The organism is Acidovorax sp. sif1233 (assembly GCF_019218755.1).
GTDB lineage: Bacteria > Pseudomonadota > Gammaproteobacteria > Burkholderiales > Burkholderiaceae_C > Acidovorax.
Genome location: NZ_JAHUWZ010000002.1, coordinates 224,990 through 240,513 on the forward strand (window position 1 = coordinate 224,990; position 15,524 = coordinate 240,513).

The 15,524-nt window shown below is 66.8% G+C and carries 17 protein-coding genes; 11 read left to right on the forward strand and 6 right to left on the reverse strand.

The window, feature by feature from the left end:
* Positions 1-47: 47 nt before the first annotated feature.
* Positions 48-599, forward strand: coding sequence for an NADPH-dependent FMN reductase (locus KW843_RS08440; RefSeq protein WP_218294693.1), 552 nt, complete (start codon positions 48-50; stop codon positions 597-599).
* 168 nt (positions 600-767) lie between these two features.
* On the opposite strand, the gene KW843_RS08445 is transcribed toward KW843_RS08440, so the two are convergent.
* Positions 768-1,412: an FMN-dependent NADH-azoreductase gene (locus KW843_RS08445; protein WP_218294694.1), complete on the reverse strand. Its 645-nt coding sequence runs from the start codon at positions 1,410-1,412 to the stop codon at positions 768-770.
* 261 nt (positions 1,413-1,673) lie between these two features.
* Here KW843_RS08445 and KW843_RS08450 point away from each other — a divergent pair, with 261 nt between their 5' ends.
* Both KW843_RS08450 and KW843_RS08455 read left to right on the forward strand, forming a co-directional pair.
* On the forward strand, positions 1,674-2,621 hold the full coding sequence (locus tag KW843_RS08450) for a LysR family transcriptional regulator (protein ID WP_218294695.1): 948 nt from the start codon (positions 1,674-1,676) through the stop codon (positions 2,619-2,621).
* A gap of 170 nt (positions 2,622-2,791) precedes the next feature.
* On the forward strand, positions 2,792-3,661 hold the full coding sequence (locus KW843_RS08455) for an HDOD domain-containing protein (protein ID WP_218294696.1): 870 nt from the start codon (positions 2,792-2,794) through the stop codon (positions 3,659-3,661).
* 33 nt (positions 3,662-3,694) lie between these two features.
* Here KW843_RS08455 and KW843_RS08460 read toward each other — a convergent pair whose 3' ends face one another.
* The 3 genes from KW843_RS08460 to KW843_RS08470 form a co-directional block, all read right to left on the reverse strand.
* Positions 3,695-4,837 (reverse strand): ankyrin repeat domain-containing protein, encoded by a 1,143-nt coding sequence (locus KW843_RS08460; protein ID WP_218294697.1) that lies wholly within the window; start codon positions 4,835-4,837, stop codon positions 3,695-3,697.
* Positions 4,834-5,379 carry a sigma-70 family RNA polymerase sigma factor gene (locus KW843_RS08465; RefSeq protein ID WP_218295296.1) on the reverse strand — a complete coding sequence of 182 codons (546 nt, stop codon included), beginning with the start codon at positions 5,377-5,379 and terminating at the stop codon, positions 4,834-4,836. Before KW843_RS08465 ends, KW843_RS08460 begins: the two co-directional genes overlap by 4 nt.
* 113 nt (positions 5,380-5,492) lie before the next feature.
* Complete coding sequence (locus tag KW843_RS08470; protein ID WP_218294698.1) at positions 5,493-6,413, reverse strand: hypothetical protein; 921 nt, start codon at positions 6,411-6,413, stop codon at positions 5,493-5,495.
* 219 nt (positions 6,414-6,632) lie between these two features.
* Here KW843_RS08470 and KW843_RS08475 point away from each other — a divergent pair, with 219 nt between their 5' ends.
* The 8 genes from KW843_RS08475 to KW843_RS08510 all read left to right on the forward strand — a co-directional run bounded on the left by KW843_RS08475 (position 6,633) and on the right by KW843_RS08510 (position 13,721).
* Positions 6,633-7,361, forward strand: a complete 729-nt coding sequence (locus KW843_RS08475; protein WP_218294699.1) for an AAA family ATPase — start codon at positions 6,633-6,635, stop codon at positions 7,359-7,361.
* 112 nt (positions 7,362-7,473) lie between these two features.
* Positions 7,474-8,115, forward strand: a complete 642-nt coding sequence (locus KW843_RS08480; RefSeq protein ID WP_218294700.1) for a peroxiredoxin — start codon at positions 7,474-7,476, stop codon at positions 8,113-8,115.
* A 66-nt stretch (positions 8,116-8,181) separates the two neighbouring features.
* Entirely contained in the window at positions 8,182-8,766 is a 585-nt protein-coding gene (locus tag KW843_RS08485) for an alpha/beta hydrolase (RefSeq protein WP_218294701.1), read from the forward strand.
* Positions 8,767-8,995: 229 nt separating this feature from the next.
* A complete protein-coding gene (locus KW843_RS08490) occupies positions 8,996-10,000 on the forward strand; it encodes a sulfate ABC transporter substrate-binding protein (protein WP_218294702.1) in 1,005 nt (334 codons plus the stop codon).
* 157 nt (positions 10,001-10,157) lie between these two features.
* On the forward strand, positions 10,158-11,009 hold the full coding sequence (gene cysT, locus KW843_RS08495; RefSeq protein ID WP_218294703.1) for a sulfate ABC transporter permease subunit CysT: 852 nt from the start codon (positions 10,158-10,160) through the stop codon (positions 11,007-11,009).
* Positions 11,006-11,914 (forward strand): sulfate ABC transporter permease subunit CysW, encoded by a 909-nt coding sequence (gene cysW / locus KW843_RS08500; protein ID WP_218295297.1) that lies wholly within the window; start codon positions 11,006-11,008, stop codon positions 11,912-11,914. Before cysT ends, cysW begins: the two co-directional genes overlap by 4 nt.
* Before the next feature lie 12 nt (positions 11,915-11,926).
* Positions 11,927-13,051: a sulfate/molybdate ABC transporter ATP-binding protein gene (locus KW843_RS08505; RefSeq protein WP_218294704.1), complete on the forward strand. Its 1,125-nt coding sequence runs from the start codon at positions 11,927-11,929 to the stop codon at positions 13,049-13,051.
* A gap of 142 nt (positions 13,052-13,193) precedes the next feature.
* Positions 13,194-13,721 (forward strand): disulfide bond formation protein B, encoded by a 528-nt coding sequence (locus tag KW843_RS08510; RefSeq protein WP_218294705.1) that lies wholly within the window; start codon positions 13,194-13,196, stop codon positions 13,719-13,721.
* Positions 13,722-13,801: 80 nt separating this feature from the next.
* On the opposite strand, the gene KW843_RS08515 is transcribed toward KW843_RS08510, so the two are convergent.
* Together KW843_RS08515 and KW843_RS08520 are read right to left on the reverse strand one after the other, a co-directional pair.
* The gene (locus KW843_RS08515; protein ID WP_218295298.1) at positions 13,802-14,422 is read right to left on the reverse strand and encodes a glutathione S-transferase; all 621 of its coding nucleotides are present in this window, start codon (positions 14,420-14,422) and stop codon (positions 13,802-13,804) included.
* 53 nt (positions 14,423-14,475) lie between these two features.
* Positions 14,476-15,480, reverse strand: coding sequence for a rhodanese-related sulfurtransferase (locus KW843_RS08520; protein ID WP_218294706.1), 1,005 nt, complete (start codon positions 15,478-15,480; stop codon positions 14,476-14,478).
* Positions 15,481-15,524 lie beyond the last annotated feature (44 nt).

The following is a 15,524-nucleotide window of genomic DNA, read 5'->3' on the forward strand; positions in this document are numbered from 1 at the left end:
ATGCGGTGCTTTTTTTCTCCGTTGTCGTCCATTCACAAGGAGTTTTCATGAGCAATGTCCAGATCGCCGTCATCGTCGGCAGCCTCCGCAAGGATTCCTTCAATCGCCAGCTGGCCACCGCCATCGCGCGGCTGGCACCGGCGGATTTCCAGTTCACGCAGTTGCGCATTGACGACCTGCCTTTGTACAACCAGGACGACGATGGCCAGCAGGCCGCGCCAGTGTTGCGCCTCAAGCGCGAGATCCAGGCCGCGCAGGGCGTGCTTTTCGTGACGGCGGAGTACAACCGGTCCATCCCCGGCGTGCTCAAGAACGCCATCGACCATGCGTCGCGGCCCTATGGCCAAAGTGCATGGGCGGGCAAGCCCGCGGGCGTGATCGGCGCGTCGGTGGGGGCCATCGGCACGGCCCTGTCGCAGCAGCACCTGCGCAACGTGCTGGCCTACCTTGACATGCCCACCCTGGGCCAGCCCGAAGCATTCATCCATGCCAAGGACGGTCTTTTCGATGCCGATGGCAACGTGGGCGAAGGCAGCAGGAAGTTTCTGCAAGGCTGGGTGGACAAATACGTGGCCTGGGTGAAGGCGCACGCGGCCTGAGCGGCCGCGCCATCTGCACCTTTGGCGTCAGCGCGCGCAGGGGCGCAGATGCCGCTCGAAGAAGCTCAGAGGGTCTGCGATCACGGCTGCCCTGATGCGGGGGGCCGCCGGCGGCAGCAGTTGCGGTGCAGCCGGCTGGCGGCGGTCCAGCCCGGCTGCGGATGCCGCTCAGGCTGCCTGTGCCACCCGGGCCTGGTTGGCCGCGACGGTGGTGTGGGCCTGCAGGTCACGGTCGGCATTGGCCAGGGCCGCTGCCTTGGCGTCCGGGCCCATGCCCACGCCTTCGGCGCGCACGAAGCGCACGTCGGTGATGCCGAAGAAACCGAACACGACCTTCAGGTAGCTTTCCTGGTGCTCCAGGGCCTGGCCGCCTTCGCTGGTGGAATACACGCCGCCGCGGCTGGACGCCACGATCACCGTCTTGCCCCCGGCCAGGCCCACGGGGCCCTTGTCGGTGTACTTGAAGGTGCGGCCCGTCTGCGCGATGCGGTCGATCCAGGCCTTGAGCTGGCTGGGTATCGAGAAGTTGTACAGCGGAGCGCCGACCACGATCACGTCGGCGGCCAGGAACTGGCTCACCAGCGCTTCGGACACGGCGTTTTCCTGGCGCTGGAGTTCCGTCGCCGCGGCCTGGCCGGTGCGAAAGCCCAGGGAGTCGGATGACAGGTGCGAAGGAGCCTGGGCGGCGAGGTCGAGGTACTGCACGCTGGTGCCGGGGTGGCTGGCCTGCCATGCGCCCACGATGCGGGCGGTGAGTTCGCGGGAGACGGATTGTTCGCCGGTGATGGCGGAATCGATGTGAAGCAGTTGCATGAGAGAACTCCTTGGGGGTGTGTCAGCGGTGGGACCACGGCGTGTGGCCATGGGATGAATTGTGGGGATCCATCAAAATGTTGATAAGGTAGTGAACTTGCGATAGATTGTTCTATCCATAGAACGATCAGGGCGTCTGATGCGCCTTGCCTTACCGTGGGACCTCCATGCCGGTGATCGCTGGGCGCGGGCACAGGCCTTGTGTTCCCGGCTTTCGCGGGCACGTCAACGTGCACAACACGCTCACAACACGCTCTCACCATGCAAGACCTCAACGACATGCTGTATTTCGCCGAAGTGGTGGAGCGGGGCGGCTTCGCCGCCGCCGGGCGGGCGCTGGGGATCCCCAAGTCGCGCCTCTCTCGGCGCGTGTCGGATCTGGAAACGCAGCTGGGCGTGCGGCTGTTGCAGCGCACCACGCGCAAGCTCTCGCTCACCGAGGTGGGAGAAGCCTATCTGCGCCATTGCCAGGCCATGCGGGAATCCGCCCAGGCGGCTGCCGACACCGTGGCCCAGGTGCAGACGGCACCGCGGGGCACCATCCGCGTGAGCTGTCCGGTGACGCTGGCGCAGACCGTGCTGGCCGAGCTGATGCCGCAGTTTCTTTCCACCTACCCCGAGGTGCGGGTGGAGATGCTGGTGAGCAACCGCGCCGTGAACCTGGTGGAGGAAGGCATCGACGTGGCGCTGCGCGTGCGGCCCTCGGTGGAGGACAGCGGCAGCATGGTCGTCAAGCGCCTTGACCATGCAACCCAGATCCTGGTGGCCAGCCCGGACCTGCTGATCCGCCAGGGCACCCCCGAGACACTGGAGGACCTGGGGCGGCTCGACAGCATCGCCATGTCGGCGCCCGATGGCCGGTCCACCTGGAACCTCATCGGGCCCGGCGGTGTGCACCAGGTGGTGCACCACGCCCCCCGCTACGTGGCCGATGACCTGCTGACCCTCAAGATCGCGGCGATGGCGGGCACCGGCATCTGCTGGATGCCGGACTACATGTGCTCCGAGGAAATACGGGCGCGCCGGCTGGTGCGGGTGCTGCCGGACTGGGCTCCCCTGCCCGCCATCGTGCATGCGGTGTTTCCATCGCGCCGGGGCCTGTCCCCGGCGGTGCGGCGTTTTCTGGACTATCTGGGCGAGGCCATGCCCGGACGCAGCAGCCTGAGCACCCGCCAGGCCCTGATGGGGGTGGACGGGGCGGATATCTGAGCCGTGGCTGCGGCGCGGCGCGCCCGGCGTGCGGCATCGCCGGCCGTGGAAAAGACGGTGCCCCACCCGTGCCGCGCCTGCGCCCCGCCTTTTGGCGCCACAATGCAACGAATTGCAACTGTGCGGGCAACCCCTGTGTGTACCGTACCGGGGCGGCCCGGTGATTCTTCGTGACCGCTCCACACCCCATCGATCAAGATATCCGGCAAGCCCGCGTGCACCCTGCGGTGCGGGCCATCGTGGTCCCGCCGTGCCCCGAGTCGCTGCTGCGCCTGCAGCAGATCGTGGCCGCGCCCGAGCTGGACTCTGCCGCCCTGGAGCAACTGGCCTCCTCGGACGTGGCCCTGGCCGCCGCCGTGATGCGGCTGGCCAACAGCCCGCTGTATGGCCTGGCCCAGCCGGTGCAGACCGTGGGCATGGCGCTCACGGTGCTGGGCCTGCAGCCGGCGGTGGAGCTGCTGTCGGCCTTCATCACGCGCAATGCCCTGCAGGTGCGGTCTCCGCTGCTGGAGCATTTCTGGGAAAGCTCGCAGCGCCGCGCCATCGCGTGCGAGCACATCGGCCACCAGCTCTACAGCTTTGACCCGGGCCTGGGCTACAGCTTCGGGCTGTTCTGCCATGTGGGCATGCCCGTGCTGGTGAAGGCCGTGCGGGGTTATGCCGGCACCGTGACCGAGGCCCTGGCCCGCAAGGACCGCACCTTCACCCAGACCGAAAACGCCAGCCACCGCACCGACCACGCGGTGATGGGCGCCATCGTGGCCCGCACCTGGCACCTGCCGGGGGATGTGGCGCAGGCCATCTGGCTGCACCACGACTTTGCGTGCCTGGGCGATGAGCGCTTCAACCCCACGGTTCGGCACCTCGTGGCGCTGGGCCTGCTGGCCGAGTACCTGGTGAACCACCACGACAGCCTGGCCCCCACGCGCGAATGGCTGCAGCATGGCCAGGCCTGCATGCAGCATCTGCATGTGACGCAGGATGAGCTGGACCACTGGATCGACGCGCTGCACCCGGCTTTCGAGGCCGTGCGGTTCTGAGCCTGGACATTCCCTGCGCTGGAGGTTCCGCGGCTAGCGTTGTTCAGCCTCGATGAGGTCCGCAATGCGCGCATGTCCCCGTTGCCGGGCTTGCTGCGCCGCGTTCAGTCCTTCACGGTCCACCAGGGTTCGGTTGGCGCCCAGGGCCAGGAGTTTCTGGACGGCGGTGGCCTGGCCGTGGATGGCCGCGAGCATCAGTGCCGTCCTGCCAGCGCTGCCGCGGGCGTCGATGGGCGCGCCCTGGCGAACGAGGCTTTCCACCTGGAGGGGGTCGCCTGTACGGGAGGCTTCCCACAACTGCTGCGACAACAAGGCGCTGGAACCCGCATCGGCGCTGGGTGCGGTGGCAGCAAGTTTGCCGTTCGCAGCATTGCCCCCTTGTAGGCTGCGGGCCGCAGCAGCGGCGGCAGGTGCCGCAGCGGATGGCATGGCCTGGGGCTGTGGCACCACTTCCCTCGAAGCGGCACCATCTTGCGCAACGGAGCGCTCGCGCATCTCGGCGCGGGGGGCTGGCGCAGCGGAGGGCGCGGGGGGCGGTGCGGGACGGGGCGTGATGGCCTTCTCGGCCGTCATGGGCGGCGATGCGGGAAAGCCTGAAACGGCCCCGGCTGCGCTGCGGCCCGGTGAGGACTCGGCCTCGGGGGCCGCGATTGCGGGGGCCGGTGCCGGTGCGGTCTTGGCCAGTGGCCTGGCCTGGCCTGGCGCCGCAGACGCAGGTTTTTGTGCCGTGGACCTGGCCGGTGGGATCGCCGTGTCGCGGGCACGGTCTGGCAAACCCGCAGCGGCCGATGGCGCCGCTGAGTTTGTTTCTGCCGCTGGGGCCGTGGAAGGTGCAGGTGGGGGAGCTGGCAATGCTGCGGGAGCTGGCGCTTCGGCCCGGCGCTGGCCATAGGCGACTTCTTTTTCTTCGGGCGACCCGCGCTCGAATTGCAGCATCAGCAAGCCAGTCAGCCCCACCACGGCCACGGTGGCCAGGGCCGAGATTTTCCAGCGCGACTGGTTGGCGGCGGCACGGGTGAGTGGGGCCGCCGTGGGCGATGGGGCCGTGGCGGCTGCTGCCGCCAGCATCTGCGCATGCGCGCGCACAGCATCGCGCACCTGCGCGCCGGGGCGGGCATCTTCCTGCGCGCTGGCTTCGCGGTATCGCCGGACCAGTTCGTCGTCTGGCGCGCTCATGCTGCAAACTCCTTGAGGTGCTGGCGAAGGCTGGCCCGCGCATAACGCAGGCGGCTCTTGGCGGTTTCAAAATTCACGCCCGTGGCCTGTGCAATCTCCTGCACGCTGAGGTCACCTTCGGCCTGCAGCAGAAAGGCCTCCCGCTGTTCGAGGGGCAGTTGCTCCACGGCGGCGATCAGCGCCGCCGCCTGCTCGCGGGACTGCAACTGCCGTACCGGCCCGAAGCCGGAGTCGGCCACCAGCGTGTCCGCCAGGCTGCGCGCGTCATCGTCGTCGCTCGCGTCCAGGCTGGCGTGGTTCTTGGCGGTGCGCAGATGGTCGACCAGCCGGTTGTGCGCCAGGGTGAACAGCCAGGTGCGGAATTTCGCCTTCACCTCGTAGCTGCCGGCATGGCGCGCCACGGCAAACCAGACATCCTGCAGCAGGTCGTCGGCCACGGCCTGGACCTTGACGCTGCGAAACACGAACCGCCACACCGCCAGTTCGTGCCGGCCATACAGCGCGTCGAATGCGCCCATGTCTCCCCCGGCATAACGCAGCATGAGCATCTCGTCGGTTTCGTCCGTGGGGGCGGGGGAGGGGGCGGTCGGCACCCGCGCATTATGCGAGGCCCTCATGCACCGGCGGGCCTGTGCGGGGCGGAAGCCCTCAAGGCCTACCTCGGGTCGGGCACATAGGACAGGTTGTCCGACTGCGGAAATGCGCGGGGCACATGCGGCTGCGCCAGTGGCTCGCGGATCACGCCGCTGGCGACCAGGTTTTCGCGGCTGTCATACCGGATGCTGATCACTTCATTGGGCTGGTCCTGCAGGCGCGTGAAGGTGGTGTGCGAGACGACCGAGGTCTCGCGCTGGCCATGGGCCGTTCCCAGCTTGGGAGACGGCATGGGCGCCGCCTTGGCCACACTGTCCGCAGCCATCGACCGTGCGGAAGACTCGGCTTCCGAGGAGGGGGCGGGTGCCGCAGCGGCGGGTGCTGCCGATGGCGAGGGCAGATGGGGGACAGGCTCCTCGCGCAGGCGTCCCAGGCTGTTGCCGTTGCCGCCGCTGTTGTCGCGGCGCTGGCTCTGGCTCTGGCTGTAGGGCTCGGGGGTGACGGCGGGCGAGGGCACGGGCGCCTGTTCGCGGAACAGCGCGACACCGATCACGCCCACGTGGGCCGGGCGGCCCGTGCGGCTGGCGTAGGAGTTAGCAATGCTGGAGAACTCGAAGGCCGCGACCTGGCTGTCGCTCTTGCGCCAGCCGGTGATCTGGTAGCGCTCGTAGGGCGAAAACACATAGCCGCGCTGGTCCCAGGCGGCGGTTTCACCGCTGAGCACATTGACGCCATCCACCGAGGGCACGGCCAGCACCCGTTCACCCGAGCGGTTGCGCACCGTGATGGCGTAGCGCGCGCCAGGGCGGCCAGCCACCCAGTATTCGCCCTTGGCGTAGTGCACCGGCAGCGTGGTGCCCGTGTCGCGGTCCACGATGGTGACATCGGCCAGGCGGCCAATGGCCTGGGCCGGCAGGCTGGCCACTGCCAGCAAGGCGGCCAGCGCGGTGAGTGCGGGAAGGGGGAATAAACCGGGTTTCATGGCAGCTCCATCAAAGTGTTGTTGGTGCTGGGTGAAACGAACGGGGCGGGGGAATGGGGTTGAAGAACAGAAAAATAATGGGAAATATTTTTCTATTACCTCCGGATTCGGCGCTGCCGCGGGATTGAGGGTCGATACCTGCCGTGCCACCGGATAAACCGCCGCCAGAGCCGCTTAGGCGATCGCCCTCAGAGCCTTGCCGCCCGTTAGCATGGCGACATGCTGTCTGCCAAACCCTACCTCCAGAGCGCCTGCATCCGCCCAGATGCGGAGATCGACTACGACACCTACCCGTACAGCATCCCCGCCATCCGCGAGTTGGGCAGGCTGGAGTTTCACCCGGACGTGACGTTCTTCGTGGGCGAAAACGGCTCTGGAAAATCGACGCTGCTGGAGGGCATCGCCCTGGCCCTGGGCTACAGCCCCGAGGGTGGCACCCGCAATTTCCAGTTAGCCACGGCCGGTTCGGAATCGTCCCTGCATGAGGTGCTGCGGCTGGCGCGCAGCTACCGCTCACCGCGCGATGGCTACTTTCTGCGGGCCGAGAGCTTCTTCAACGTGGCCACCTACATGGACGAGGTGGGCTATCTGGACTCCTATGGCGGCAAATCGCTCCATGCCCGCTCGCATGGCGAAGCGTTCATGGCCCTGCTCACGCACAAATTCCAGGGCAAGGGGCTGTACCTACTGGACGAACCCGAATCCGCGCTGTCCCCCAATCGGCAACTCGCTGCGCTGTCGGCCATCCACCAGTTGGTAGAGGACAAGTCGCAGTTCATCATCGCTACGCACTCGCCCATCCTGCTGTCTTACCCGAACGCCAAGATCATCCAGTTCGACGGTGGCGGTTTGACCGAAGTCGCTTTCGAGGAGACCGAGCACTACGTGGTGACGCACGATTTCCTCAACAACTACCCGGATCGGCTGAAACGCCTATTGGAAGGGTGACGGATTGCTCCGTTTATAGACGTTTTGGCGATTAAGTAAGAGCAATATATTCGTTTGGGTTTTAAAGGCCGGATCGCAGAATGCCCCCTCAGACATTGAAGGAGCGTTCCACATGGCCACCTTGCGACTCGGCGACACCGCCCCCGACTTCACCCAGGAATCCACCGCCGGCACCATCCGTTTCCACGAATGGGCCGGTGATTCGTGGGTCGTGCTGTTCTCGCACCCCGCCGATTTCACGCCCGTCTGCACCACCGAACTGGGCAAAACGGCTGCCCTGGGCGGCGAATTTGCAAAGCGCAACGTCAAGCCCATCGCCGTGAGCGTGGACCCTGTCGATTCGCACAACCGCTGGGTGGGCGACATCAACGACACGCAGAACACCACCGTCAACTTCCCCATCCTGGCCGATGCGGACAAGAAGGTGGCCGACCTCTACGACATGATCCACCCCAACGCATCGACCACGGTCACGGTGCGCAGCGTGTTCATCATCGATCCCAAGAAGGTCATCCGCACCACCTTCACCTACCCCGCCAGCACGGGGCGCAATTTCGACGAGATCCTGCGCGTCATCGACTCGCTGCAATTGACGGACAGCCACAAGGTGGCCACTCCCGCCAACTGGAGGGACGGCGACGACGTGATCATCGTGCCCAGCCTGCAGGACCCGGCCGAGATCGCGCTGCGCTTTCCCAAGGGCTTCAAGGCGGTGCGCCCCTACCTGCGCATCACGCCCCAGCCCAACAAGTAAGCAGAAGAAGCAAGACACAACAGGGCAGGGCCGCGGCGCGAGGCTGTGGCGGGCCCTCTGATTTCCGTGAGCACCTCCACCTCCATCATCATCGTTCCCGGCTGGCGCGACTCCGGTCCCGGCCACTGGCAAAGCCTGTGGGCCGAGCGCATCCCGCACGCCCGCCGCGTGGTGCAAGACGACTGGATCACGCCCACGCGGTCTGCCTGGGTGGGCCAGCTTGAAAAGACCGTGCTCGCGGCGCCCGGCCCGGTGGTGATCGTGGCGCACAGCCTGGGCTGCATCGCCACGGCCCACATCGGCCCCGAAGCGGCTGCCCGTGTGTGCGGCGCGCTGCTGGTGGCCCCGGCCGACCCCGAGCGCCGGGCCGTGCTGAGCGACTTCGCGCCGGTGCCCTATGCCGCGCTGCCGTACCGCAGCATCGTGGTGGCCAGCAGCAACGATCCGTATTGCCCCATTCGCCTGGCGGGCGCCTATGCCCGTGCCTGGGGCAGCGAGTTCGTGCGCATGCAGAACGCCGGGCACATCAACATCGAGTCCGGCCATGGAGAGTGGCCCCTGGGCTGGGCGCTGCTGCAGTCGCTGGAGGGCGAACACGGCGCCCTGCCGCCATCCGCCGCCCATCCACACGCCACGTCGGCGGCATTCTGATTGCTATATTTTTAATAGCTTCCTGCGCTTGATCATCAAGCGCTGCGGGCCATTTTTTCTTGAAATCCGTCGCCAGGGCGCTTGCCAGGCCCGCTGGCAATCACCGGCCGGCCCGCCATTGAAAATCTATATTCCAATAGCTGATTATTTAACAAGAATATATTCTTTTGAGTTTTAAGCACGGCTCCGCACAATGGAGCATCTCCAGTACTTTTCGGGCGAAGGCACCATGACCTCTTTGAAACTCAAGACCCTTCTGGCCACCGTGGCCCTGGCTGCCAGCGGCATGGCCGCTGCACAGAATTCGCTGCTCAACGTGTCGTACGACGTGGCCCGAGAGTTCTACAAGGACTACAACGCCGCCTTCGCTGCCCACTACAAGAAGACCACCGGCCAGGACGTGAAGATCGACCAGTCGCACGCCGGCTCCAGCGCCCAGGCGCGCGCCGTGAACGACGGCCTGGCGGCCGACGTGGTGACCATGAATACGACGACCGACGTGCAGTTCCTCGCCGACAGCGGCGTGGTCGCCAAGGACTGGGCCAAGAAATTCCCGCACGACGCATCGCCCACCACCTCGACCATGCTGTTCCTGGTGCGCAACGGCAACCCCAAGGGCATCAAGGACTGGGAAGACCTGATCAAGCCCGGTGTGCAGGTGATCGTGGTGAACCCCAAGACCGGCGGCAACGGCCGCTATGCCTACCTGGCCGCCTGGGGCGCCGTGCGCGAAAAGGGTGGCACCGAGGCGCAGGCCGCCGAATTCGTGGGCAAGCTCTACAAGAACGTGCCCATCCTGGCCAAGGGTGGCCGCGATGCCACCGCCACCTTCCTGCAGCGCAACCAGGGCGACGTGCTGATCACCTTCGAATCCGAAGTGGTCTCCATCGACCGCGAATTCGGCGCCGGCAAGGTCGATGCGATCTACCCGTCGGTGAGCGTGGTGGCCGAGAACCCCGTGGCAGTGGTGGAGCGCACCGTGGCCAAGAAGGGCACCGCCCAGCTGGCCAAGGCGTACCTGGACTACCTGTACTCCGAGGAAGCCCAGGAAATCGCCGCCAAACACGCGATCCGCCCACGTTCGGAGGCCGTGCTCAAGAAGTACGCTGATACCTTCAAGCCGCTCAAGCAGTTCACGGTGGCCAAGTACTTCGGTTCGCTGACCGAAGCGCAGAAGGTGCACTTCAACGACGGCGGCCAGTTCGACAAGCTCTACACGCCCGGCGCCAAGTAGTAGTGGACAACCCCCTGAGCCGCTGTGCGGCTTCCCCCTTCTCTGGGCTATCGCCGGGAAGGGGGACGACGCCAGCGCCGCGGGGCGGCCCTTGCGCGGCGTCTGCTGGCTTGGGTCGCGCCGGTTCCTACCGACGATGCGCAATGGATAACAACATATGAACGGTAAAAAAAGCGCACCAAGAAGCGCTAGGAGGGTATTGCCCGGCTTTGGGCTGACCCTGGGCTACACGCTTTTCTATCTGAGCATCATCGTGCTGATCCCGCTGTCGGCACTGATCTTCAAGACCTTCACGCTGACCTGGGAGCAGTTCTGGGCGGCCATCAGCGCGCCGCGCGTGATGGCCTCGTACCGGTTGACCTTCGGGGCCTCGTTCCTCGCGGCGCTGGTCAACCTGGTGTTCGGCCTGCTGATCGCCTGGGTGCTGGTGCGCTACAAGTTTCCGGGCAAGAAGATCGTCGATGCACTGGTGGACCTGCCGTTCGCCCTGCCCACGGCGGTGGCCGGCATCTCGTTGACCGCCTTGCTGGCCGGCAACGGCTGGGTCGGCAGCATCCTGGAACCCCTGGGCATTCAGCTGGCGTTCAAGCCCGCGGGCATCGTGATCGCGCTCATCTTCATCGGCCTGCCGTTCGTGGTGCGCACCGTGCAGCCCGTGCTGGAAGACGCCGAAAAAGAGCTGGAAGAAGCCGCCACCTGCCTGGGCGCCACGCGTCTGCAGACCTTCACCAAGGTCATCCTGCCTTCCATCACTCCCGCGCTGCTCACCGGCTTTGCCATGGCGTTCGCGCGGGCGGTGGGGGAGTACGGCTCGGTGATCTTCATTGCCGGCAACATGCCCATGGTGTCTGAAATCACGCCGCTGATCATCATCGGCAAGCTCGAGCAGTACGACTACGCCGGCGCCACCGCCGTGGCCGTGGTCATGCTGGTCATCTCGTTCATCCTGCTGCTCATCATCAACGCACTACAGGCATGGCAGCGACGCCACGCGGGGGCTCCAGCATGAGCGGCAACAACTCCCGGACTATCCGCCGCGCACAGGCGGGCACGACTGAAGCGCCCTGGGTCCGCTACACGCTGATCACCATCGCGCTGGCCTTCATGCTGCTGTTCCTGGTGCTGCCGCTGGCCGCCGTGTTCGCCGAGGCGTTGCGCAAGGGCTTCGGGGCCTACCTCGAAGGCCTGCGCGAGCCCGATGCCTGGGCGGCCATCAAGCTCACGCTGATCACCGCTGTCATTGCCGTGCCGCTGAACCTCGTGTTCGGCGTCGCGGCCGCCTGGTGCATCGCCAAGTACGAGTTCAGGGGCAAGGCGTTCCTGACCACGCTGGTGGACCTGCCGTTTTCCGTCTCTCCCGTGGTGGCGGGCCTGATCTACGTGCTGATGTTCGGCGCGCAGGGCTGGTTCGGCCCCTGGCTGCAGGCGCATGACATCAAGATCATCTTCGCCGTGCCGGGCATCGTGCTGGCAACGGTCTTTGTGACCTTCCCGTTCATCGCGCGTGAGCTGATCCCGCTGATGCAGGCGCAGGGCAACGACGAAGAGCAGGCCGCCATCGTGCTGGGCGCCACCGGCTGGCAGACCTTCTGGTACGTGACGCTGCCCAACATCAAGTGGGGCCTGCTGTACGGCGTGATCCTGTGCAATGCGCGGGCCATGGGCGAGTTCGGCGCGGTGTCCGTCGTGTCCGGCCACATCCGTGGGCAGACCAACACCATTCCGCTGCACGTCGAAATTCTCTACAACGAGTACCAGTCCGTGGCCGCGTTCGCCGCTGCATCGCTGCTGGCCTTGCTGGCCCTGGTCACGCTGGTCATCAAGACCATTGCCGAACACCGCAACGAGCAGGCCTTGAAAGCCGCCGCCGATTTGCCCCCCGAGCGGCCCGCACCCGCGCCAGCCGCCCGCTGAAGGAAGAAGACCATGAGCATTGAAATCCGTAACGTCAGCAAGCAGTTCGGCGACTTCCAGGCGCTGCGCGACGTGAGCCTGGACATCGCATCGGGCGAACTCATCGCGCTGCTCGGCCCCTCGGGCTGCGGCAAGACCACGCTCTTGCGCATCATCGCCGGCCTGGAGACGGCCGATGTGGGCACCATCCACTTCAGCGGCGAGGACACCACCGACGTGCACGTGCGCGAGCGCAACGTGGGCTTCGTGTTCCAGCACTACGCGCTGTTCCGCCACATGACCGTGTTCGAGAACGTGGCCTTCGGCCTGCGCGTGAAGCCCCGTGGCGAGCGCCCGAGCGAGGCGCAGATCAAGCAGAAGGTGACCGACCTGCTCAAGCTCGTGCAGCTCGACTGGCTGGCCGACCGCTACCCCTCGCAGCTCTCGGGCGGCCAGCGCCAGCGCATCGCGCTGGCCCGCGCCCTGGCGGTGGAGCCCAAGGTGCTGCTGCTGGACGAGCCCTTCGGCGCGCTGGACGCCAAGGTGCGCAAGGAACTGCGCCGCTGGCTGCGCCGCCTGCACGACGAGCTGCACGTGACCAGCATCTTCGTCACGCACGACCAGGAAGAGGCACTGGAGGTGGCCGACCGGGTGGTCGTGATCAACCAGGGCCGCATCGAGCAAAGCGGCTCGCCCCAGCAGGTGTGGGACCAGCCCGCGAGCCCGTTCGTCTACGGCTTCCTGGGCGACGTGAACCTGTTCCACGGCCGGGCGCACGAGGGCCTGGTGCACCTGGAGGGCATGCAGATCGACTCGCCCGAGCACCAGGGCGCGCAGAACGCCAAGGCTTTTGCCTATGTGCGCCCCCACGACCTGGATGTGGAGCGCTACTCCCCGGGCGCCGGGCTCGACGCCCAGGGCCGCCCGCGCGGCATCGTGGCGCAGCTGAGCCGTGCCATCGTGGTGGGCCCGATCGCGCGCCTGGAACTTATTCCATCCCAGGATCACAAACCAGCGGACAATGCGTCCCCGGAACACTTGATCGAAGCGCAGATACCTGCGCAGCAGTTCAAGGATATGGGGTTCAAGGAGGGCGAAACGCTGGTGGTGACGCCGCGCCGCGCCCGTGTTTTTCTGGACCACGCCGCCGGGATCTGATTCCCCCGAGCCGCTGCGCGTCTTCCCCCTGGGCGGACGTACCCGGTGGACTGGCGGGGCCAGATCCACGGGTGCACTGGTGCGGGGCACGCCCGTTTCGCCGGCGGCACCGTTTGCAACGGCTATTGATGAGGGATAAGAAATGAACTGGTTGACTGCGGCCCCGCGCCGTGTGCTGGCGCTGATCAGCGTGGCGTGTGTGGCGATGCTCGCCTTCGGCATGTACCTGCAGCATGTGGTGGGCCTGGAGCCTTGCCCCATGTGCATCGTGCAGCGTTATGCTCTCATTGGTGTAGCAATCTTCGCAGGTCTGGCAAGCGCCAGGGACGCTAAAGGCTGGTGGATGGGCTGGGGCGTGCTGGCCCTGGTGGCCTCGGGCTTTGGCGCCTTCGTGGCGGCCCGCCAGAGCTGGCTGCAGTGGTACCCGCCCGAGGTCGCCACCTGCGGCCGCGACTTCTACGGAATGATCGAGAACTACCCCATCAGCCGCGCCATTCCCATGATCTTCCGGGGCTCGGGCGACTGCGCGGCGGTGGACTGGACCTTCCTGGGGGGCTCGATCGCCAACTGGTCGTTTGTCTGCTTCGTGGGTTTCGCGGTGGTACTGCTGGCGCTGCTGGTGCGCGGCATGCGCGGTGGCCGCCGTGGCGGCGGGCTGTCCATGGCCTGAGTTTTCCAGGCTTCGTTTCAAGGCAAAGGCGCCCCTCGGGGCGCCTTTTTTGTGGCTAGACCGCGTGGGCCCGCCCGGGCTCAGGCGAAATCTGCTTCGGCAAACGGAAACGCCACACCCTCCGTGCCATCCATCCACGCCGGCAGCTTCGGCATCACGCTGGCCAGCAGTGGTGATGACTGCCAATCAGCCAGCCAGGCCTGTAAATGCGGCCAGGGCTGGGCCGCCCACCAGCCCACGTCGATGCCCGCGAACTGGCGCACGAACGGGGCGATCGCCATGTCGGCCAGCGCTGCATGGGCGCCGAACAGGTGGGGCTGGGCAGACAGGCGCGCATCCAGCGTGCCCAGCCAGGCGGTGGCCGCCGCGCGTTCGGCCCCGATGTCCGCACCCGGGTGGCGGCTGGGGTACTTGCAGCGGTCCAGGGCCTGCTTGAAGGGGCCGTCGCATTCGGCAATCAGCGCCAGCATCTCTGGCACCGTGCCCCCGGCGGGCGCGAGCCAGCCTTCGGGGTCGTGCTGCTGCAGCGCCCACAGCATGATGTCCAGGCTCTGCTCCAGCACGCGGCCATCGGGCAGGACGAGCACCGGCACGGTGCCCTTGGGCGAGGCCTGCAGCAGGCCCCGGGGCTTGTTCTTGAGCACCACCTCGCGCAGTTCGCAGGCCTGGCCGCTCACGGCCAGGGCCAGCCGGGCGCGCATCGCATAGGGACAGCGGCGGAACGAATACAGAACGGGCAGGGCGGTGGCGGTGCTCACGCGGTGTCGTCCTTTTGGGGGGCGCCTTCCGGGGCTCCGCCGTGCACGCGCACTGGCGTGCCGGGCTGGCGCGCGCCGATGTGTTCCTGGCCGCGCCGGGCGGCCAGCTGCATCTGCCGCTCGCGCTCGGCCAGGGCGCGTTCCTGCTCGGCCGTGCGGGTGCCGTGGCAATAGGGGCAGCTCACGCCCGCCACGTAGTGCGGCGACTGCAGCTCCGCCTCGCCCAGGGGCATGCGGCACGAGCGGCACAGCTGGTGGTGCCCGGGCACCAGGCCGTGGCCCACCGACACGCGCTCGTCGAACACAAAACAGTCGCCGTGCCAGCGGCTGGTTTCCTCGGGCACGGTCTCCAGGTACTTGAGGATGCCGCCTTCGAGGTGGAAGACCTCCTCGAACCCCTGGGATTTGAGGAACGCGGTGGATTTTTCGCAGCGGATGCCGCCCGTGCAGAACATGGCCACGCGGGGTTTGCCCGCCAGCACGCCGCCGGGCCCCGATTGCGCGGCCACCCAGGCCGGAAACTCCGCAAAGCTCCTGGTGTGCGGGTTGACGGCGCGCTCGAACGTGCCGATGCCCACCTCGTAGTCGTTGCGTGTGTCCACCACCACCACGCCGGGGTCGTCGATGAGCGCGTTCCAGTCCTCGGGTTTCACGTACGTGCCCGCGTTGCGGGCCGGGTTCAGGCCCGGTACGCCCAGGGTGACGATCTCGCGCTTGAGCCGCACGCGCATGCGGTAGAACGGCATGCGCTGCGCGTGCGCCTCCTTGTGCTGCAGTGCTGCAAAGCGCGGATCGCTGCGCAGCCAGGCCAGCACGGCCAGCACATCGGCTGGCTCGCCCGCGATGGTGCCGTTGATGCCCTCGGGCGCCAGCAGCAGCATGCCGCGCACGCCACGCTCGTCGCACAGGGCCTGCAGCGGCGCGCGCAGCGCGGCGCAGTCGGGCAGATCGACAAACTGGTAGAGGGCGACGGTGAGAAAGCGGGGTGTGACCGAGTGCACAAGAAATGGGAAAGCGGGAAACAGAAGGTCGATGATAGCCGTCA